Genomic DNA, 21,340 nt, shown 5'->3' with positions numbered 1-21,340 from the left:
CATGAAAACATATTATATTTTTAGTATCCTGACCTTATTTTTATGTACAGGATGCCTGAAAGAAGAGAAAATCGACACCCAAATCCGTATTGGGATCGAATTCCCGGAAGACTTCCAACATATCTCCCGAAGCGGTATCCCCGTCAAGCTGTATAACACTGCCTCCGGACGTTACTACACGTCTGTGACGAATGAAGAAGGCATAGCAAATCTGGACGTCGAATACGGCTTTTACGATGCCATCGTACAATATCAATTGACAGAGGAGTACAACACTTACGTTTTCAACGGAAGATACAGCGATATCGTATTGGCTCCCGGCCGGGAAGACATAAACGATTTTTACACCGTACCCCTGACCTATGCTTTGAAATCGAATCTGATTATCCGGGAAATTTATTTCGGAGGATGTATGACGGATGACGGCATTACATACAGCAATGACAATTACCTGGCTATTTACAACAACTCCGAACAAATAGCTTACCTGGACAGTATCTGCCTCGGATTTGTCGCACCGATTACCAGCGCCAGCAAAAGTAACTTCGTCAAACCGGACGGCACATTGATGGATTTGCTGCCCGTAGCCATGATGGCCTGGCAAATACCCGGTAGCGGAACGGATTATCCGCTCCAACCGGGAGAAGAGGTCGTTATTGCAGTTAATGCAGTCAACCACAAAGCCAGACATACGGAATCCATCGATCTGTCTCACGTAAAATTTGCATTCTACAATGTAAACCTCTCCATGCAGGAAGCCCCAGCCCCCGGAGTTATTTCATTGAACCTGATCTGGAAAGGTCCGGGAGAAGCTTACGGACTGGTGCCTAACGGCGGACCGGCAATGATTATGTTTAAAATTCCGGGCAACGCCACCGACTATGCTTCCGATGCCAGCCATCTGATGCAGGATCCCGTTACCCATACCGGTCTCTATCATCTGATGATAGATAAAGAATGGGTTGTAGACGGTATCGAATGTATTCAAAGCAAATCCGCTGTATACAAACGACTGACATCCAATGTAGATGCAGGATTCGTCTGTCAGGAAAAACTATATTCCGGTCTTTCTGTACAACGTAAGGTTGAAAAAACGGCAGACAACGGACAAATCATTTATATGGATAGCAACAATTCTTCGGAAGACGTCGAAGTCCTGCCGGCCAGCTTGAGAAACAAATAAACAGGCAATGCATTTATAACCGGAAACGCAACCGGGAAACATGACTAGATTACGAATGAAACCCATGGTTTCACTAAATAACAGCACAAATGAAAAATTCTAAAATATATCTGTTCAGCCTGGGAATTATACTTGCATTCACTGCAAATACCCTGGGACAGGAAAAGAATTACTACCGGATGGAACGTCTCAAAGCGAACAATCCGTGGATCACATCACACAATGCCGCCGGTCTCACGACGAACAGATCTGACCGGTTTTCCGTCGTGGAAGGCAGTTGGCAATACGAGAACGGCAAATTCAGAAATGTACAGGATCCCAGCAGTTTCAACCGCATGAGCTTACTCACAGAATCGATTTTACAATTGAATAAAGTTTATTTTTATGGAAAATTTTCATTCGATTATAATATTCGTAAGAATATGGGTTGGACCAATGTGCTCTCTACTTATAACACGCCCATTTATCTGGCCGACAGCGTTCCCGGGGAACAAACAATGGAAGTATACCGCATCGACGGAGGCGTAGGTTATCCGTTGGGAAAACATTTTGCCATAGGTGCGAAGATCGGTTATGAAACGACAAGTAATGCCAAACACAAAGATGCCCGTAATCAAAATACTTACATGAACCTCAATCTCTATCCGGGTATTATGTTTCAAACCGGTCCGTTACGTATCGGAGCCAACATGATTTACCAGAAAATGACCGAACTAGTCGATGTCAAGGTCATCGGCTCGGGTAAAATACATGAGATATTCGAATTCGAAGGCCTTTGGCATTACAAATCCTATATTATGACAGACGGAGGCGGCAGCATCGAGCGCGACTATCAGCAAGAAACCTACGGAGGATCTGTACAAGCCGAAATATTCAGCAAAAAATTCAGTTTTTTCAATGAATTCTCTTTCAGCCAACGCAAACAGGAAAGCTTTCCCAGCGGTTTTACCAATGAAAAAAGCGGAGAAATAAAAGAAAGAATATACGACTATAACGGACTTTTACATATAAACGGTAAAAAATACGATCATTACCTTTCACTCGCCCTCCGGACATCCAATTGCCTGATGTACGAAAACATTCAGCAAGTAGAAATCATCGATCAAAATGAAGTGTGGGTACAATACGGCATCAAAAATAAAGCGTATACCGATGTCGTCAATGCTGATGTTTACTATCAGCTTTTCAGAAACCGTACAGCCTATAACAGCTCCTGGGATGCCCGTATAGGAGCCAGAGGATTCTCCGTCAAAAGAGGGTACAGGCTATACCCGGCTAAATTTACCCAGGAACTGGAAAATTACGAAGGCTATCTCTCTTTTAACAAAAACTTTCTACGCCATAAAGGCATGTTCGATTGCCGGATAGATTTGGCTTATACCATCGGAGACGGAAAACGGCTCGAAACAAAAACGGAAGCGACAGGTGAAATCCCGGATAACGACCAATACAAAAGGCGTGACGATTTACTGACCCGGGAATTCGAATACCTTACTTCCGATCGTTTCAGGGGAGGACTTAATATCCGCTACACCCGTTTCCTCAATAAAGCCAAAGGTATGAATTTATACGGAGATGCCAGGTTTATATATAACCGTTCACTGAACGGCGAATTTCAAGACAAAACCAGAACAAACATACAGGCCCTCATCGGATTTGCTTTCTGACAAGCCCGTTGACTGATTTAAAGCCTGGTCTAAAACTGTAAATTTTAAATTATCCGACAACCCGATTCATGATCAGATTCTTTTAATCTAAAATTTACAATTAAAACATTGGTTTTTATTTTGAATATAGGGTATCAAAATGTGTTATTCATCATTTCAGCTTACATAAAATACAAACACCTAAATAAAATATCATGAAAAAAAATAGTTGGAAACATGTTCTGCAACTTGGCGTTATCGCTCTCATTGCAGGATTTATCTTGAAAGTATTCTTCGGAGGAGCCCCGGCCAATGTGGAAAGTTATTGTCCTTTCGGAGGATTAGAATCATTGGCGACCTATCTGAATACAGAAACCCTGGCTTGCAGTATGTCGGTCATTCAAATTACGATGGGTGTCATGCTCGCCGTATGTGTCATATTATTCAGCCGGCTTTTCTGCGGTTATGTCTGCCCGTTAGGGACCGTTTCCGAATGGTTGGGTAAATGGGGACGGAAAATGAAGATCAATCACACAATCCCAACCGCATCTGTTGCTGACAGAGCATTAAGAATTGTCAAATACATATTGCTTTTCTGGATATTCTACATGACATTAGCCAGCAGTGAACTGTTCTGTAAGAACTTTGACCCTTACTATGCGGTAGCCACCGGATTTCAAGGTGAAATCACAGTATGGATGTCCGTTATTTCCCTTCTTCTCCTCGTGGTCGGTAATCTGACGATCCGGATGTTCTGGTGTAAATACATATGCCCGCTGGGAGCCTTGAGTATCATATTCAAATTTACACTTACGTTTATCGCGATATTATTACTTACCGTATTGCTGAATTACACCGGCGTAGTTCATATCTCTGTCATTTGGGCATTGGGTATTACAAGTATTATCACTTATTTTTATGAAATCATTCTGCACAAGAGCAAAACCTTCCCGCTTCTGAATATTGTACGTGATAACGAAAAATGTAATCATTGTGGAGTATGTACAAAAAAATGCCCGCATGCCATTAACCTGACGAAAAGCAAAGTAATAAAAGACGTCGACTGTACACTTTGCGGAGAATGTATCGCTTCCTGCCATCAACAGGCACTTAGTGTCAACGGTAAAACCGCCTTCCGTTGGATACCTGCCGTACTGGTTGTTGTACTCTTCTTTTTCAGTATCTGGACAAGCAGCCATTGGGAATTGCCGACAATAAGCGAACGTTGGGGTGATACCTCCAAACACCTCGTTATGTTTGAAAAAGAAGGAATGCGAACAGTAAAATGTTACGGCAGTTCAAAAGCTTTCTCGGCTAAAATGCAACACGTACCGGGCGTTTACGGAGTAACGACCTATGTCAACCGTTTCGCAGTTCAAGTGTATTACGATCCTCAGGAAACAACTCAGGAAGAAGTTGAAAAAGCCATGTTTACCCCTATAAAGCGTAAACTCGAGACCCCACCGGCCGAAATCGATAAATTGAAAATCATCACATTAGGCGTTGAAAATCTTTTCGACAGGATGGACATTGTTTATCTGGGAAATATCATACGCAGCCACGGAGGTTTCTACGGCATTGTTTCCGAATACGACTGTCCTGTTCGTATCAAATTGTATATGGATATCAATAAACAAATTGACAAAAAGGAACTAAAATCAATTGTGGAAACCCCGGAATACGACATGCCGCAACACGGAGGAACCGTTCAGAAAATCAAATGTGATTACCGGTTGATATCTCTTTCTGAAAAAGTGGATACCATCGGACGACTGGAATTTTTACAGGAAATGTTTCCAAAATCCGGAACGACATTTAAACAAGCCGACGAAACTTACAAAGGAAAAGAAACAGCCGTATATGAAATAGAGTTCCCGCAACTGGATTTACCGATGTATCAGAATATGCTCCCTTATTTTGCCAATTTCATCTCTGTAAAACCGGGAATTATCGGATTCGAAACAGCATTGAAAATAGATGTACCGGTCATCCGGATCACCTATGCCAAAGAAGCTGCGACGGAAGAAGATATATGGAACATATTGCAGGAACCGCAATGGACAATCCATTACTCCGACGGGACAACAGAGGATATCAATGCTCCTTATAGTTTTGAACAGCCGGGTACAACCCTGTCCCCGGATTCTCAATCTGCAGAAATAAAATAAAGATATGACTATCCGAATAAAATCCGTATTGTCCTTCCTCCTGCTCGTCCTGTTCCAGACAGGACGGGCGGATGAGGGCATGTGGCTGGTCAACCTGATGGCCCGGACCAACTACGAAGTTATGAAGACCCAAGGACTGCAACTGACAGCCCAGGACATTTACAGTGAAACGGCCCCCTCCTTAAAAGATGCCATCGTTGCCCTTGACAACGGGAGTTGTACCGGTAGCATCATTTCACATAACGGCCTGCTGATAACCAATCACCATTGTGCTTATAACGATATCCAACAATTGAGTAGTCTGGAACACGACTACCTGAAAAACGGATTCTGGGCCCAAAACTACCGGGAAGAAATACCGGTACCGGGCAAAACCGTCATGTTTCTCGACCGGATCATCGACATAACGGACGAGTACAAAGCAGAATTGGATAAGATGGAGAATCCGGCCTGGGAAAAAGGTTACCGCCCGTTAACGTCCCGGAAAATTAATTTTCAGCTGGAAAAGAAATACGCTAAAAAAGGATATGAAACCAGTTGTGTTTGTATGGCACGGGGAGAAAACTATTTTCTCTTTTATTACAAAATATACAAAGACATACGCCTGGTAGCCGCGCCTCCCTCCTGTTTCGGGACATTCGGAGGAGATACCGACAACTGGACCTGGCCACAACACAAAGGTGATTTTTCCCTTTACCGTGTATATACGTCTCCCGACGGAGAACCGGCAAAATACGACATAGCCAATATTCCGCTAAAACCCCGCAAAGTCCTCACACTATCTATTGCAGGCATACAACCGGGCGACTATGCGATGATCCTGGGCTACCCAGGCTCTACAACCCGCTACACCCCTTCCTGGGGAATCAAAGAAAAAATGGAACTGAAAAATCCCGCCGTAATACAGGCACGGCAGGCCAAACTGGACATACTGCGCAAAGCTATGGATGCCGACTCCCGGATGCAATTAGGCTATGCTTCCGAATATTTCTCCTGTAGCAATTACTGGAAATATGCCATCGGAGAAAATGAATACCTTCAGCGCTACCGGGTGATCGACCGCCAACGCCAGGAAGAAGCCAAACTTTTAACCTGGATCAATAGCAGGCCTGAACTTCGTGAAAAATACGGAAATATACTCGACGAGTTAGCAAAAATCTACACAGAAAGAATTCCGGAGGTCGCACCGACAGCTTATTATACCGAAACCCTACTGAATGGCCCGTATGTACGCAACCTCTTTTTCCGTTTCTACGGAACGGCTAAAGGCATGGAAATTGCAAAAAAACAACAACTACCTGCTGACGATCCGGAAATCATCGGATTGAAAAAAGACGGAAAAGAATTTTTCCGAACATTCGACAGCAAAACGGACCGGCAGGTTTTTGCTTCCATGCTCCGCCTCTATGCAGAAAATGTTTCTCCGGAAAAAATACCGGCCGAAGTATCCGGTCTTATCAGCAAATTCAAAAAAGACTACTCGAAACTGACCGATTACATATACGCCCGTTCAGTTCTGACCGATCCGCATCGGCTCGAAGCATTCTTATCCCGCCGGGTAACCAAGAAGGCGATCTTCAAGGACCCGATCTACCAAATTCTGAATACGACTTTGGAGAGAGATTTCGAATGGAGAAAATCCCTTGAGAAAAACGCACAGGAACTGTCGACTTACCGCACCCTTTACACCAAGGCTTTTATCGAAATGCGAACGGAACAGGGTATTCCATACTATCCGGACGCCAATTCGACCATGCGGATCACTTACGGTCAAATCGGAGGTTTCTCCCCCCGGGACGGGATTTACGACGACTATTGCTCCACCATCGTCGGATATACGGAAAAATACAAAAAAGGAGATTCCGAATTCGACCTGCTCCCGAGTTGTCTGAGCGCTATCCAACAAGGAGACTGGGGAAATTATGCCGATAAAGACGGACGTTTACACACAGGATTTCTCTGTAATCTGGACATCACCGGAGGTAATTCCGGCAGTCCGGTAATGAACGCCCGGGGAGAACTTATCGGTCTGGCATACGACGGAAACTGGGAATCCATGGCAGGAGCCTTTTATTTCCATCCGAATTACAACAAATGTGTATGTGTAGATATCCGGTTTATACTCTGGATCATCGACAAATATGCCGGGGCTTCCCATCTGCTGGAAGAACTGAGCATTCATTCCTAAACTAACCCTTTCTATAATGAGGAAGAAGAACCCTTTTTACCGGGAACTTCTTCCTCTCTTCATATCTATCACCTTTTCAAAAGCCGAAATCATCCAGTTCGACCTCTTTCTGCTCGGACTCTTTAAATGGCTTCGCTTCCAGATGTACCGGGTTTCCTTCGACATGAATCGCCCGGAACGGCCGTACCGGACAGACGTATTCACACCCTCCGCATCCGACACAAATATCCGGATTTACATGCGGAATGGTCAAACCGTCTTCGAAAGGTACCATTGTTACGGCCTGAGTCGGACAATGCTCCGAACAAGCTCCGCAGCTCGTTTTATCCGTATTGACAATACAATTCTGTATCAGAAAAATAACTCTTCCTACCTGGGTCGCATGTTTTTGTTCGACAGTTAAAGGTAAAATCGCTCCGTTAGGACAAACCTCCGAACAAACGGTACAATCAAAATTACAAAAACCGTCTTCAAAATACATCATAGGTTGCATCATCCCTCCCCAGCCATACTCTTTAAAAGCCGGCTTCAACACGTGTGAAGGGCATTTGGTAACACATAAATGACAAGCCGTACAATGCTTCAACAGATGTTCCGCACTGACAGCCCCCGGAGGTGAGAGGGGATATTCACGCTTATAGGCTTGGGCAGGCTGTAAATTTTCCAAATGCTCCCGGGCCTTTACCTGCGGTATGACCAAGGCTGTCGCGACCGTCGTTGCCAGAAAACGTCGTTTCGATTCGTCTGTTACAGATTGCGGCCGGCCGGCTTTCTTTTTCCCTACAGTAAAGGAAACCGCCTGTTGTCTGCAATTCTCCAGACAATCGAAACAAGCCACACAACGACTGTAATCTACCGAATGTTCCTTGCTATCGATACATGAACCTTTACATTTTAAAGCACACAAACCGCAACCGTTACATTTCGACGTATCTATATGCACTTTAAATAAAGAATACCTCGATAAAAAGCCGAGCAATGTGCCCACCGGACAAAAGGTATTGCAGTACATACGGCCATACCGCCAGGACAAAATACCCACAACGCCGAAAGTTACCAATCCTACGATAAAAGCAAACAAGCTTAAGATCGTTACGTTGATATAATAGAAGGTATAATTACCGAATTTTGTAAATACCCAGGCCAATCCGTTATTTCCAGCTACATATAAAGGTTTGAATACATTTGTAATCATCCTCCCGTAAGCACTGTACGGATCTGTCAGACTCAATAAGAACGTGAAACCGACTAAAAAAGCAAGAATAACGATCCCTACAACCGACCAACGCAAAATTGTTCTTGCCGGGCGATAGCCGTACTTTCTTCTTTTGTTCTGCCGCCTGGATAACCAGGCGATAACATCCTGAAATACCCCCATCGGACATACCGAAGAACAATAAACCCGTCCCAATAACAAAGTCAATATGATCCAAACAATCAGGATACCGGCACTCAAAGAAAGAACGGCCGGTACGATCTGAATCCGGGGTAGAAATGATTCTGTCCCGCTAATGCCTGCAAAATCTAAAAAACAGAACGTAAGCAGAACAAAAAATACCAACGATACAACAATTCGTAATTTTCGCAACATACCTCAAACAATCAAATGCTTACAAAATCCGAAAAAGTGATTTTAAATTATAAATTCCGGATTCCATACTGAAATAACCGGTAACGAACAATCCCGAATTCCGATCGTATATCCATCCGGGATCAGCCTCACACAATCAATCTAAAATCGTAAATCTACAATTTCAATCCTACATTTTTATTCTCTTCACTTTCAGCTTATCGATGGCCATTGTCCCGACCTCTAATTCTTCACCTTTCGACAAATGCCCCACAACATCCAGCGGCATGGATTCGATCTGATTGAAAAATTTGGTCGCAGCCGTATCTACCGCTACAATATCGGTAGAAAGGAACAACCCCTTGGGTGTCACCACATCGGCAGCCGACTTACCACGGGGACCGTTGGTCTTCATCACCCGGTAAGCATCTACGACATTCAAAACCGCCGGTTTATCCATCGTACAGATATCTGCAATACATTGTTGCAAGTCATTTTTGTGGAAATATCCCCGATCCCATACGATACCCATGTGGTTTTTCATGGCTATTGTCATTTTGGCCCCACCGTGATTCTTCAAAATAGGTACATTAATCCACACATCACTATCCAAAAGGGCTTTGTGAACCATCGCTTTTTTCAGGCTTTTAGCCCTGGGTAAATCGATTTCCCGGTAATAGCTTTCCTCGTGCGCCGGAACCACCTTGGCACCGGCAGCCGTAGCCGCATCTTCTATACCGCTATTCTTATAACATTTACGCCAATCGTCACAGGTATGATCGAATACAACCACTTCTTTGGCTCCCGCAGTAAAGCATTGCCGGATAATCTCGGCAACCAGATCCGGATTGGTATTCCCGGCTAACTCGGGAGTCTTATCCCAACCGATGTTCGGTTTTACGACAACTTTCTGCCCCGCCTTCACAAACCGTCCCATTCCACCTATTTCGGAAATGGCTTTCCGGAACATATCCACCGGTTCTCCCCCCATTACCGCCACTAAATCATAATTACTACCGGTCATACTGTTTTGAACCGTTTGAGCCAATACTTCCATAGGCCCGCTCATCTTTATCGTCGCAGCAGCTCCGGCAACAGCCAAAGCCTTCAAAAATTCTCGCCTATCCATATTATAATACTATTAAGAATCAAAAATTAATTTTTTATAAACCCCGTGATCCTGATTTGAAACTGTAAATTCCAGACTGCAAATTGTACACAAAGCCGACCCCGCCTAAAACTGCAAATCAAAAATCACACAATGAGTCCGGCCCCGCATATAATTTTTATCCCAACTTATCCTATCAACATCGTAAGTCTAAAAATGCATTCTACAGTATCCAGGGGAAACGAAAACACGCTTCATCGTACAGACAGTAATCCGCTTTTCCGTTTACCGCAAAAGTTTTCACCAAAGCCGCCCCTGCCAGCAATTGCCTGGCATAGTTCAACGTCATTCCCGTCTTTACCCGGTCTTCTACCAGCAATATTTTTTTCCCCCTTACGTCAAACTTTATTTCTTCCAGTAAACGGGGGCTATCGTACAACGGCCTTTGACTGGCATCCCGTAAATTCAGCTTCAGCAACTGTATATCGATATTCAAGCGCTGATTCAACAAAGCCGCCGGAATAATACCGCCATTGGCAATGGCCACAATCATGTCAAACTCTTCTTTAAACTCCAGGGTACGGATCTTCTCCAATACTTCTGCAAAACTTTTAGAACTCATATTTTGCTAAAAGTTTAAGGACCAACCAACCTCCGGCTATCTGCACCAAAATACCCGGCAAACCTAATGTAAAATCCTGAATAGCAGCTTGTACATTCCCAGCCAAGCCCCATTCTGCAACTCCCCCCGCTAACTGATAAGCCAATACCACAAACGCAACGTGTAAAAGGGATAATTTATGGGTATAACCGGCAACAGCCGCCGCTGCAATCGCCAATAAAGAGGATTTAATCAACAAGACGGGCAAGACGGCAACAGGAGGCATTCCGAATAACAGACAATTTAACAGAGGTGAACAGATAGCCGTCAATAATCCGACCCGGATACCGAACTTATAAGCTCCGATCAATGTAAAAAAATAAATCGGCAACAACATTTTTCCGCCCTCCGGAATAAAATGACACAACTGAGGTAAAAGTAAATTACCGAGAATAAAAGCAGCACCGAACAAATAGGTACGTACATTGGATAAGCCCAGGCTTACCGGTCTGAATAAAATCGCTGAAACCATAATACACAAATTAAATTCCGCTATAAAATTTTAAGATAGTCAAAGATATTTTTTTTTAATATATATACAAAGCCGAAAAACGGAAAAATAGATGGGATTCCGAAGTATTTTCAGTATATTTCAGGACTAAAAAATAATAACGTTTGTAAGTTTCAATTTTTAAACAAAGGATGACATTTTGATTAAAAATTATTTAATTTTGTGTCTCAATAAAACATAAATTTTACTGATATGTACGGAAAATTTCAAGATTTCCTGAAGGCTGAAATCCAGTCCATCAAGGATGCAGGTTTGTATAAAACCGAAAGACTGATCGCAACACCACAAGGGGCTGAGATCAAATTAACCACAGGTGAAACTGTATTGAACTTTTGTGCAAACAATTACCTGGGCCTCTCTTCCGATCCACGGGTAATCGAAGGTGCCAAAAAGGGCTTAGACAGCCGTGGTTATGGAATGTCATCAGTACGTTTCATTTGCGGTACGCAGGACATCCACAAAGAACTTGAAGCCAAAATATCTAAATTCTTCCACACAGAAGATACGATCTTGTACGCAGCCTGTTTCGATGCAAACGGCGGTGTATTCGAACCATTGTTCGGCCAGGAAGATGCAATTATTTCCGATGAACTGAATCACGCTTCCATCATCGACGGCGTACGTTTGTGTAAAGCGGTTCGCTACCGTTACAAACATGCCAATATGGAAGATTTGGAAGAACAATTGAAATTAGCCCAGGCACAACGTTTCCGGATCATTGTTACTGACGGTGTATTTTCTATGGACGGAGATATTGCCAAACTAAATGAAATCTGTGACCTGGCAGAAAAATACGATGCTCTGGTTATGGTTGACGACAGCCATGCTTCCGGATTTATCGGCAAAACCGGACGGGGAACCGGAGAATATCACAATGTAATGGACCGTATAGACATCCTGACCGGAACACTCGGTAAAGCATTAGGCGGCGCTATGGGTGGCTATACGACAGGTAAAAAAGAAGTCATTGAAATGTTACGTCAACGTTCCAGACCTTATCTGTTCTCCAACTCATTGTCTCCGGCTATCTGCGGAGCTTCTATCGCTGTTTTCGATATGTTAAGTGCCAGCACGGAATTGAGAGACCGTGTGATGTCAAATGCAGAATACTTCCGTGCCAAATTAACGGAAGCCGGCTTCGACCTGAAACCGTCAGAATCAGCCATCTGTGCCCTGATGTTATACGACGCCGTATTGTCTCAGGAATTTGCTGCCGAATTACAAAAGGAACACATCTACGTAACCGGTTTCTATTATCCGGTAGTACCGAAAGGCCAGGCTCGTATCCGTATCCAACTATCTGCTGCTCATACCCGCGAACAATTGGATCGTGCTATCGCAGCTTTCATTAAAATCGGTAAAAAACTGAATGTAATCAAATAAAAGTTTCAGTAAACAAACCCTAAAAGCTGTCTTCAAACGAAGGCAGCTTTTTTATTTAAATCTCAAGATATATCCGGATATTGAACAGACAACAGTAAATCACAAGTCCATCCTATTCTTTCAACAAATCATTTACAAGCTTCTCAAAAAAACCTTTATAGGAAGAAATTCTGATTTTGCCTTCCCGTTTTTCTTTTTCTTCGATCTGGTAAGCGGCAATGGCAAACCAACGGGCTGCTTTATACCGAATGGATTTATCCTGACAATGCTCATTGATCTTTACCCCCCAGGCATATAACTCGGTCTCCGGTACCCGTTCTTCATTCCATCTTTCTTCCGCCAGTTCGGAAAATACCCGCCAATCTCCCACTTTTTCCGCCGCATTCATCCGGGCTTTGCGCAAAATATAATTCCGGTTCTCCACTTTTTCCTTTTTCAATCGCTTTCCGTATTCTTTAAAACCCTTTTCATCGAATACAAATTTTCCCTCTTGCTCCCGGATATAGCTCTCCGCCCCGGCTTCCCAGACTTCACGAACTTTATCATCAACCTCTTTTTCACCGAATAACGGATAAAACTCCGTCCGGTGGATATAAAAATCAGCAAACAAACCGGAGTCGGCAGCTTTAAAATGAGCCCGGAACAGTTTCCAATACTTCATTTCCTTTAATTTCTCCCACGAAAATTCTTCCAGATAATCTTTTGTGATACGTGCAGCCTCATCCGGTTTCCCGGCCCGTGCCAATAACTGAATATATGTTTCTATAAACTCCTTATCACGATATCCATCCCGGTATTTGGCAGCTACAGCCGTTAATCCCCTGCCTTCCATAGCTCGCCGGGCTTCCTCTACCAAGCCTGTCGTATCCGGCAATTCCACCACCTGATGAAGCATATTTCCGGCATTATCCAAAAAATACATTGCAAAAGAAAAATCGGAGGAGAAAGATTTTTCATCTGTTTTAGTCAGATCATAATCCACATTTACAAAATGGCGGTTAAAAAAGTCAGCAACTCCGGGGTCCCGGTACACGGTATTTCCCAATGCACGCCTTTCTTTCCCCAACTGACCGTATACGTCGACAAAAATCAACTTCCCTTCCAAACGGGCTTTTTCCAATACTTCCGGCCAGGGAATACTTATAAAAGTAATCCCTTTTGCTTTTTCCAACGCTTTTTCTCCTTCCTCAAGAAAACGGTCGGCAGACCACTCCCCTTCTGTCTTATAAATCACTTTTTTTTCCGGATTGACAAACAGATAAGCCGGAAAATTCTTTATCCCATACTGTTCTGCCCAGCCCCCCGTTGTATCATCGATCTCACAGGGAATAAAATACCGGTTATAGAAATCGGCAACCTTATCCAGATTAAATACGTTTTTCTCCATCCACAGGCATTTCCGGCAATCGGAACGGCGGAAATACATAAAAATCGTCTTACTCTCTTCCTGAGCAGCCCGGAATTGTTCATCTGAAAGAGATTTCACAAATTGTATGGAACGACTGTTATTTTGTTTGATCCGGGCTATTTCCTGGGCCTGTTTAGCGGCATCGGCCAATACTTGCGGATTACGCGCAACTTCCCGGGCATCGGCTGTTATCAGCAAATCCCCGAACGGCATAAAAAAAGCATAGACAGGAAAAGGGGTCAGTAATAATTTCGGTTCAAAACGTTTACCGGCTTCACTCTGCATATCCATATATATAGCAACCGAAGTCCGTCCCAGAAAATGCTTTATGTCCGGATTGGAAAATAATTTTTTGTCGGGCTGTACTCCGGCCGCAACCAACACCAATTTATTCTCTCTGACAGCCAACATATTTGCATCTTCCCAATTCATAACGGGCGACATTTGTTGAGCCGCACTTTTTTGTCCGCTATTTATAATAAGTAATAGAATACAGGCTATTCCTCCGATAATCCGATATGTAAGCTTCATTGTCATCGATTCAAATTCGTTCCGTTAATTCCGCTGCTGTTTCTACGATAAAAGTAGCCCCTGCTGTTTCAAATTCCTCCCGGCAACCGTAACCGTATAAAACTCCTACCGAATCTATACCCATTTCCCCGGCCGCTAAAATATCAAACTTCCGGTCACCGATCATAACACAACTCCTCCGGTCTGTTATGCCGGCCCGATTCAAAACATAAGTCATAACCTCTTCCTTCCGGTTACGCACCCCATCCAAACTGGCCCCGCCTATAAAATCAAAATAACGAGTCAAACCGAGATCTTCTAAAATTTTTTCAGCAAAAATTTCGGGCTTAGAAGTACAAAGATATAATTTCTTTCCAGCCTCATGCCATGCTTTCAGAGCTTCAGGAATCCCGTTATAAACCCGATTTTCATTGATTCCTTTTGCGACATATCTCTCCCTGTATTTTTCAATGGCCACCTCTGCCTGCTCTTCGGTAAGCCCATAAAAATCCATAAAAGAATCTTTTAACGGCGGACCTACAAACCGATTCAAACGGGCCCGGTCCGTCTCTTTAATGCCGCAACAGGCCAATGCATATTGTACGGATTTTGTCACTCCGACCCCCGAATCAATAATCGTACCGTCTAAATCCAATAAAATATGAGCGTATTCTTTGTTTACCATAAATCTTTAACTTTCAATATATTATATGAAATATCATAATCATACACATCGGTTTTTTCTACCTTTTTGATATAACGGACCACCCGTATCGTTATCGGTAATACCAAAACCTCATAAAGCGATTTAAGAACCGCCTGAGTCACAATCATAATCATCAATTCCCGGAATGGAATGAGTCCTCCGAAAGCTATGGGGAAAAAAATCAACGAGTCCGCACTCTCCCCGAATAAAGTAGAGACAACAGCCCGGAGAGAAAAATGGCGTCCCCCTGAAGCAATCTTCATCCGGCTCATCACATAAGCATTCAAAAACGAACCGGCTAAAAAAGCGCAAAGGCTGGCCACCACAATACGAGGTGTCATCCCAAAGACAAAATTGAATCCGGATTCACCCTCCCAGAATGGTGCAGCCGGTAAAGCCACTGCCAGCTGAGCAAACCCGACGACCATAAAATTCATCGCAAACCCGCACCAAATAATCAAACGGGCTTTTTTAAAGCCCCATACTTCAGCAATACAATCATTAATAATATAAGATATGGGAAAAACGATGAGACCTGCTGTAGCTGTAATACCGCCAATCTGCACTACTTTAGTCTCCAACAAATTAGAGGCAATCAAACAAACGTTGAAAAGTACCCCCAAAAACATAAAAGGAACCGTTACTGTCTTTTGCATTTTCTTGTTTTTTACGTGGTTTATCAAGCACACGGGAAAAACAGGACTTTCCGTTTTTCCGAATGAGGTCACAAAAATAAAGTTTTTTATCCAATACTCAAAAACAGGACATTTACCTGTTGCAGATTCCACTAAACTTAGATTATAAATTGTAGATTGTAGATTGATGGTATACAAATTCGTTATCAGATTTTTGTAATCCCAAATCTACAATTTAAAATCACTTCATATTAGTTCGTTTTTTCCTTTTCAGGTAAACGGAAAGAAATCGTAACGTAGGTCAATTCCTCAGAGCCCGTATACGTCCATACGGGACCTTCGTCCAATAAACGAATCGCTTCTCTGTTGCAGGAATGGGTAATCCATTCTATTACCCGGATCCGGGAAGGCCGGCCGTTCTGATTAACAATAAACGAAAGACGGATATCACCTTGCAAACCAGCCTTCAGTGCATCCTCCGGATAGACCAAAGAGTTCCGCACAAAACGGTTAAGAACTTCGATCCCTCCCACCGGCATCGGTCCGCCCTCAACACTATTCTCTATCTTTACAAGCATATCACTGTCTTCAGAAGTATCGGCAAGGACCTTTGCTTTTTTCAGAGCCGGCACTAAAGTCATCGTCTCTTTCTCCGCTTCCGTTTCGGAAGAATCTGTTAATGCTTCGGCACGATCTGCCACGCTTCTGCTTTCCAGTGCGTTATAACTTACTACTGCCGCATGGGTACTGTCCCGGCTCTCCTCTTCATGCATGAAAGCTACAGAACGGGCCAATTGAGGTTGTATCTCCTGATGCGGTATAACCCACCAAATCATGCCTCCTATTACACATACAGCAGCGGCAATAGCCCATGCTTTCCAAGCCATATGCCAACCTCCGTTCACACGTTTATGCAAACGTACAGTCAAATTATCCAACCCCTTTGCCGAATCGTCGACGGCGGTCAATCCTTCCAAGGCTTCAAACATAAACGGATCAGACAAAGCCTCCCGTTCCAGGCGGTTGGCTTTTTTCCCCCTCCGGTCCCCCCGAAGATATTCCATCAATCTATCCGTAAACTCCATTGATTAACAATTATACTATTTTTGCCTCAGATTTTATTAACATGAACGCCTGTAAACGAAAGAATTATACGATACCTTTCTTTTCCAGGCACAATTTCAGGTTACGTTTCCCATTCTGAATCAAACTCTTCACCAACTTCAACGAAAAACCGGTCGCCTCTTCTATTTCTTTGTAAGAACGATCCTCCATAAAAAAGCGATAAATACTGATCCGCTGTTTTTCAGGCAGGACTTCTATACATTTTCGTAAAACTTTTTCATTATGATCCTGTGCCTTTATATCATCCAGATTAAATTCATCGCAGAATTCCATAAAATTTTCATCTAAATTCACAGACAAATCCCGCGCACGCCGACGAAGTTCCTGTAAGCAACAATTCCGGACACAAGTGTATAGCCAGGCTTTAAAAAAACGGATCTCACTGTGTAAAACCTTTTCCAACAGCTCTTCAAAAATCTGCATGACAACATCCTGTGCATCCGCACTATTTTTAAGATATTTCAAGGCTACACCGTACACCAAGGGCATATACCGCTCATAAAGTATGGCAAATTGCTCCGGCTTACCGCTCTCCCGGTAAGCTGCCAGCAATTCTTCATCATTTATATTTCGGACAATCTTCCTCAACTGTACACCTATTGATTAAATACAAAGATGATTTTTTTTTCCGAAAATGCAAAAGATCAAATACAGAATATGAGTAAACTAAAGAAATAACATCAAAATCAATTGAGCTATAATGACACGGATAAACATAATTAAAGGATATACCGTTGCATAAGCCACAGATGGATTATCTCCGGGAGTTACAGCATTCGCATAATTCAAAGCCATCGGATTAGACATGCTGCCACATAACATTCCGGCAACAGAACCGAAATCAATTTTCATAAATTTTAAAGCCAGAGCCGCCACGACCACAACAGGCACAAAAGTAATAGCAAACCCGAGACCCAGCCACAGAAGCCCCTCTGCCCGGAAAACCGTTTCAAAGAAATGAGTACCGGCATCCAAACCCAGACAAGCCAGATACATCGACAAGCCCAATCCCCGCAACATTAAATTTGCACTTCTGGTAGTATAAGTAATCATGTGCAAACGGGGACCGAACGCACCCATCAGTATCCCGACAATAATAGGACCGCCGGCTATTCCCAATTTTACAGGGTAACTGATTCCCGGTATGATAAAAGGTACGGTACCCAAAAACAATCCTAAAACAATACCGATAAACACGGCAACCAAATTCGGCTCTTTCAGGCTAAGCACCTTATTGCCAAGCACCTTCTCTACATTTAAAATAGCATTCGCTTCTCCGACAACCGTCAATTTATCCCCCAATTGCAACACCAGTTCCGGAGTCGCCAGCAATTCGACTCCTGCCCGGTATATACGGGTAATATTTATTCCGAAATGATTCCGTAACCGAAGCGATCCCAATCTTTTTCCGTTGATTTCAGAGCGGGTGACCAAAATACGTTGAGATATCAGTTGGCTATCAATTGCATTCCAGTCGATATCGTCCTTATTCCAATCGGCATGTTCCTGCTCGCCGAACAACATGGTCAGCTTATTGACATCTGCCTCCGAAGTAATAACCAGCAAACGGTCTCCTTCCCGCAATACGGTATCGGAGGTCGGTATCGTTACCTTCCCATCACGCCACAACCTGGAAATAACAAATTTATGATAAGCCAAAAGTGCAGTCTCTTTAACTGTTTTTCCGAAAATACCCGGATTACATACCTGAAAACCGACAATAAAAGGCGCATGCGCCTTGTTCTCATTTTCACCTGCATTCATACTCCGGCAAGGAAACAATTTCCGGACCACCACGATAGCCAAAATGACTCCGATAACCCCCAAAGGATAAGCGACAGCACAACCTAAAGCCGGATCCGTATCCTCCATATGCAATTGCTTCAAAGTTTGCTGCGCAGCACCCAATGCCGGCGTATTTGTAACTGCTCCACTCAATATACCGGTCATATCCGCCAAAGATACCCCGCACACAAAATGAAAAACAATCGTCATCAATGTACCCAGAAAAACAACAGCCAATGCCAGCATATTCAATGTCATGCCTCCCTTACGAAAAGAACCGAAAAAACCGGGCCCCACCTGTAAACCTAAAGCATAGACAAAAATAATCAAACCGAAACTTTCCGCATAATTCAACATTTGCGGGTCTATAGCAAGCCCGAAATGTCCGCCCAATATTCCGACGAAAAAAACGAAAGTAACTCCCAATGAAATTCCCAGAATCTTCACTTTCCCCAAAACCAAGCCCACAGCCGTTATCAAAGAAAGCACGACAACTGCCTGAATAACCGAATGCTCAACAAAAAGTCCTCTTAACCATTCCATTGTCTATCTCAAATAAAACGCAACAAAGGTAGCACATTTTAAACAGAATTCAAGTTCGGTCGTTTCGGAATCATCTATCATAAAAGGACAAAACAAAACCGCCTGAAAAAACAGGCGGTTTCTCCATACTTGCTATATTTATACCTGATCGATCCGGATTTTTCCCTTGTTATCGGGAGTAAATACCAAACTTTTATTATATAGTTTTTGAGTGGTAAAATCAATAATTAGGCTCGGATCAAAAGGTTGACCGTTTATCCGCGTTTCGAAATGCAGATGCTCTGTCGTTGCACGACCGGTCCGCCCTTCTAAAGAAATAGGAGTACCGGCGGTTACTCTATCCCCTGCCTTTACCAAAAATCTGGAATTATGACCGTATACGGTCTCAAGCCCATTGTAATGCCGGATGACCACCACATTTCCATAACCACGGCTCTTACCCGCTATACGGACTATCCCATCAAAAGCCGCCCGTATCGTATCGTTGGCAAAAGTCTTCAAATCATAGCCCGTATGATTTCTGCCGTGCCGCTTTCCATAAGGAGACAAAACCCGCGCATCAGGCAAAGGAAAGACAAAAGAGTTCTCGGCAATTTGTCCAAAATCGATAAATAATTCATCGCGTTTATAAAACAACTTATCCGTCTTAGCCCGTACCAGATATTTCTCTTCCAAAGTAAAATCCGCCGAAATATTTACCGCCATCGAAATAAACTCTACCGGTTGAGATATGTAATCAGCCATCACAACTTGAGGTACAACGACCAATTCTTCTGTAGAAAAAGGCTTGATTTCAGGATTAACCGGAGAAGGTTGCCAAGCAGTTATTCGCTGAGATGAACAAGAAGCGGATACGAAAGCTACAGCGAAAAGTACAAATATGAATAGACTGCTAAACTTCATTTTTTAAAATCACGTTCAATTGCTTTAATTGAAATAAGAACAAAGGACAAAGATAAAGAAAATACGCCTAACACACATAAAACCAGCGGCCAGGTCAACACTCTTTAACTTTTTATAAGCTAGATTAATTCTACAAATCCAACGACGAAAGTATAGCAAACTGTATATTCCAATCGTATATCTGCGATTTTAGATAAAATAAATCTGCCATCAAATCATTACACTATCTTTTTTGCGATATAAAATACATAACCGTAGAATTCTTTATATCTGCGGTATAATTCCTCTTCATGATCCGAAGACGCAACAAACTCTTCGGCATTTTTATTTCCTGCATATTCAGCCAGAAACTTTTCCCGGACCGTAGCCAGCGGAGCATAATAATGTTCAGTCCAGCAAATTTCAGGCAGAATGAAGGTAGCAACGGGAATATACCCCGCTTTCTGTATCCGGGCCACTTTATTGGGAATCGTATCTACCTCCGGATAAAGTTCCATCCAGAAATTATGAATTTCTGCCGGACGTTGTTCGGTAAACCACGAGATCTCGGAAACAGCAATATATCCTCCTGTTTTCAGATATTTACGCCACTCGTTCAGGCCCCTTTCAAAACCGATATTATAAATAGCGCCTTCCGACCAGATCAAGTCTAATTCTTCCTCCCGGAAAGGCAGATTGTCCATCGAACCAACAACACCTTTCACTCTGTCCTGAAGATTCAGTTTCCCGGCGTTACGGTTGAACCGGTCAATGAATCCCGGAAAAAAATCGATACCTGTAATATGTCCCGGTGCATGCTGTGCCAATACCATCGTCTGACCGCCCGTTCCACAACCGATGTCAGCGATATGGGAGTTATCGGTAAGGTTATCTATAAAACTCAACGCTTTAAGGGTTACTTCGGGGCTACCCGGTCCCTGCCGCTCCGTATTTAAAAAAAAGTCACAAATAAAATTAAAATCAAATTCGTGAATGTTTGTGATATTCTCATTATCCATTGTCTTCGTATATTTTACATACACGGAAAGCATAACGATGCTTTCATCATTGTACGCGGATTAAAAACCTAATTTATAATAAACAGAAACTATCCTCGGGTAGAATTACCCGAAAATAAACCGAAAGACAATCTGTACAGGAAATACAGATTGTTTAACTCACCAAATCCGATTGAAATAGATTGTTTAACATGCGGCAAAGATAGGTAATATTTCGTCTGACAACAAATTTATTGCTAATAACAAACGAGTTAAAACAAACGAAAGCGACGCGCCTGCTTTTGTGTCACTCCCCCATTATCCTTCTTA

16 protein-coding genes and 1 pseudogene are annotated in these 21,340 nt (G+C 43.0%); 5 read left to right on the top strand and 12 right to left on the bottom strand.

The features are described from left to right. Position 1: 1 nt before the first annotated feature. The 4 genes from DD657_RS14815 (at position 2) to DD657_RS14800 (ending at position 7,185) form a co-directional block, all read left to right on the top strand. Entirely contained in the window at positions 2–1,183 is a 1,182-nt protein-coding gene (locus tag DD657_RS14815; protein ID WP_287050667.1) for a DUF4876 domain-containing protein, read from the top strand. A gap of 89 nt (positions 1,184–1,272) precedes the next feature. After that, complete coding sequence (locus tag DD657_RS14810; protein ID WP_021988249.1) at positions 1,273–2,850, top strand: DUF6850 family outer membrane beta-barrel protein; 1,578 nt, start codon at positions 1,273–1,275, stop codon at positions 2,848–2,850. A gap of 194 nt (positions 2,851–3,044) precedes the next feature. Beyond that, positions 3,045–4,997: a 4Fe-4S binding protein gene (locus tag DD657_RS14805; protein WP_287050664.1), complete on the top strand. Its 1,953-nt coding sequence runs from the start codon at positions 3,045–3,047 to the stop codon at positions 4,995–4,997. Between the two features lie 4 nt (positions 4,998–5,001). Continuing rightward, positions 5,002–7,185, top strand: a complete 2,184-nt coding sequence (locus tag DD657_RS14800) for a S46 family peptidase (protein WP_287050661.1) — start codon at positions 5,002–5,004, stop codon at positions 7,183–7,185. A 76-nt stretch (positions 7,186–7,261) separates the two neighbouring features. Here DD657_RS14800 and DD657_RS14795 read toward each other — a convergent pair whose 3' ends face one another. From DD657_RS14795 to DD657_RS14780, 4 genes and pseudogenes are all read right to left on the bottom strand, one after another. Further along, positions 7,262–8,776 (bottom strand): 4Fe-4S binding protein, encoded by a 1,515-nt coding sequence (locus DD657_RS14795; protein WP_273133340.1) that lies wholly within the window; start codon positions 8,774–8,776, stop codon positions 7,262–7,264. Between the two features lie 169 nt (positions 8,777–8,945). Beyond that, a pseudogene (locus tag DD657_RS14790) lies at positions 8,946–9,887 on the bottom strand (DUF362 domain-containing protein); the annotation flags it as partial. Positions 9,888–10,086: 199 nt separating this feature from the next. Then, a complete protein-coding gene (locus DD657_RS14785) occupies positions 10,087–10,485 on the bottom strand; it encodes a phosphoribosyltransferase (RefSeq protein WP_068690597.1) in 399 nt (132 codons plus the stop codon). Then, positions 10,475–10,996: a hypothetical protein gene (locus DD657_RS14780; RefSeq protein ID WP_021988243.1), complete on the bottom strand. Its 522-nt coding sequence runs from the start codon at positions 10,994–10,996 to the stop codon at positions 10,475–10,477. Before DD657_RS14780 ends, DD657_RS14785 begins: the two co-directional genes overlap by 11 nt. Before the next feature lie 231 nt (positions 10,997–11,227). Between DD657_RS14780 and kbl the strand changes: the two genes are divergently transcribed. Then, positions 11,228–12,418 carry a glycine C-acetyltransferase gene (kbl, locus tag DD657_RS14775; protein WP_068690602.1) on the top strand — a complete coding sequence of 397 codons (1,191 nt, stop codon included), beginning with the start codon at positions 11,228–11,230 and terminating at the stop codon, positions 12,416–12,418. Positions 12,419–12,530: 112 nt separating this feature from the next. On the opposite strand, the gene DD657_RS14770 is transcribed toward kbl, so the two are convergent. The 8 genes from DD657_RS14770 to DD657_RS14735 form a co-directional block, all read right to left on the bottom strand. Beyond that, on the bottom strand, positions 12,531–14,357 hold the full coding sequence (locus tag DD657_RS14770) for a DUF255 domain-containing protein (protein ID WP_287050652.1): 1,827 nt from the start codon (positions 14,355–14,357) through the stop codon (positions 12,531–12,533). 10 nt (positions 14,358–14,367) lie between these two features. Beyond that, on the bottom strand, positions 14,368–15,021 hold the full coding sequence (locus DD657_RS14765; protein ID WP_118773238.1) for an HAD family hydrolase: 654 nt from the start codon (positions 15,019–15,021) through the stop codon (positions 14,368–14,370). Continuing rightward, positions 15,015–15,698 (bottom strand): queuosine precursor transporter, encoded by a 684-nt coding sequence (locus DD657_RS14760; protein ID WP_068692236.1) that lies wholly within the window; start codon positions 15,696–15,698, stop codon positions 15,015–15,017. Before DD657_RS14760 ends, DD657_RS14765 begins: the two co-directional genes overlap by 7 nt. 230 nt (positions 15,699–15,928) lie before the next feature. Beyond that, positions 15,929–16,762, bottom strand: a complete 834-nt coding sequence (locus tag DD657_RS14755; RefSeq protein ID WP_068690616.1) for an energy transducer TonB — start codon at positions 16,760–16,762, stop codon at positions 15,929–15,931. Positions 16,763–16,826: 64 nt separating this feature from the next. Continuing rightward, positions 16,827–17,390, bottom strand: a complete 564-nt coding sequence (locus DD657_RS14750) for an RNA polymerase sigma factor (RefSeq protein WP_068690618.1) — start codon at positions 17,388–17,390, stop codon at positions 16,827–16,829. 78 nt (positions 17,391–17,468) lie between these two features. Further along, positions 17,469–19,130 (bottom strand): putative transporter, encoded by a 1,662-nt coding sequence (locus DD657_RS14745; protein ID WP_021988236.1) that lies wholly within the window; start codon positions 19,128–19,130, stop codon positions 17,469–17,471. A 138-nt stretch (positions 19,131–19,268) separates the two neighbouring features. Beyond that, positions 19,269–20,033: a M23 family metallopeptidase gene (locus DD657_RS14740; RefSeq protein WP_227461769.1), complete on the bottom strand. Its 765-nt coding sequence runs from the start codon at positions 20,031–20,033 to the stop codon at positions 19,269–19,271. A gap of 218 nt (positions 20,034–20,251) precedes the next feature. Then, complete coding sequence (locus tag DD657_RS14735; RefSeq protein WP_287050646.1) at positions 20,252–21,064, bottom strand: class I SAM-dependent methyltransferase; 813 nt, start codon at positions 21,062–21,064, stop codon at positions 20,252–20,254. Positions 21,065–21,340: the final 276 nt, after the last annotated feature.

The sequence above is a fragment of the Culturomica sp. genome, assembly GCF_003524185.1.
Lineage (GTDB): Bacteria > Bacteroidota > Bacteroidia > Bacteroidales > Marinifilaceae > Culturomica > Culturomica massiliensis.
This window is presented reverse-complemented; position numbering and strand designations above follow the sequence as displayed.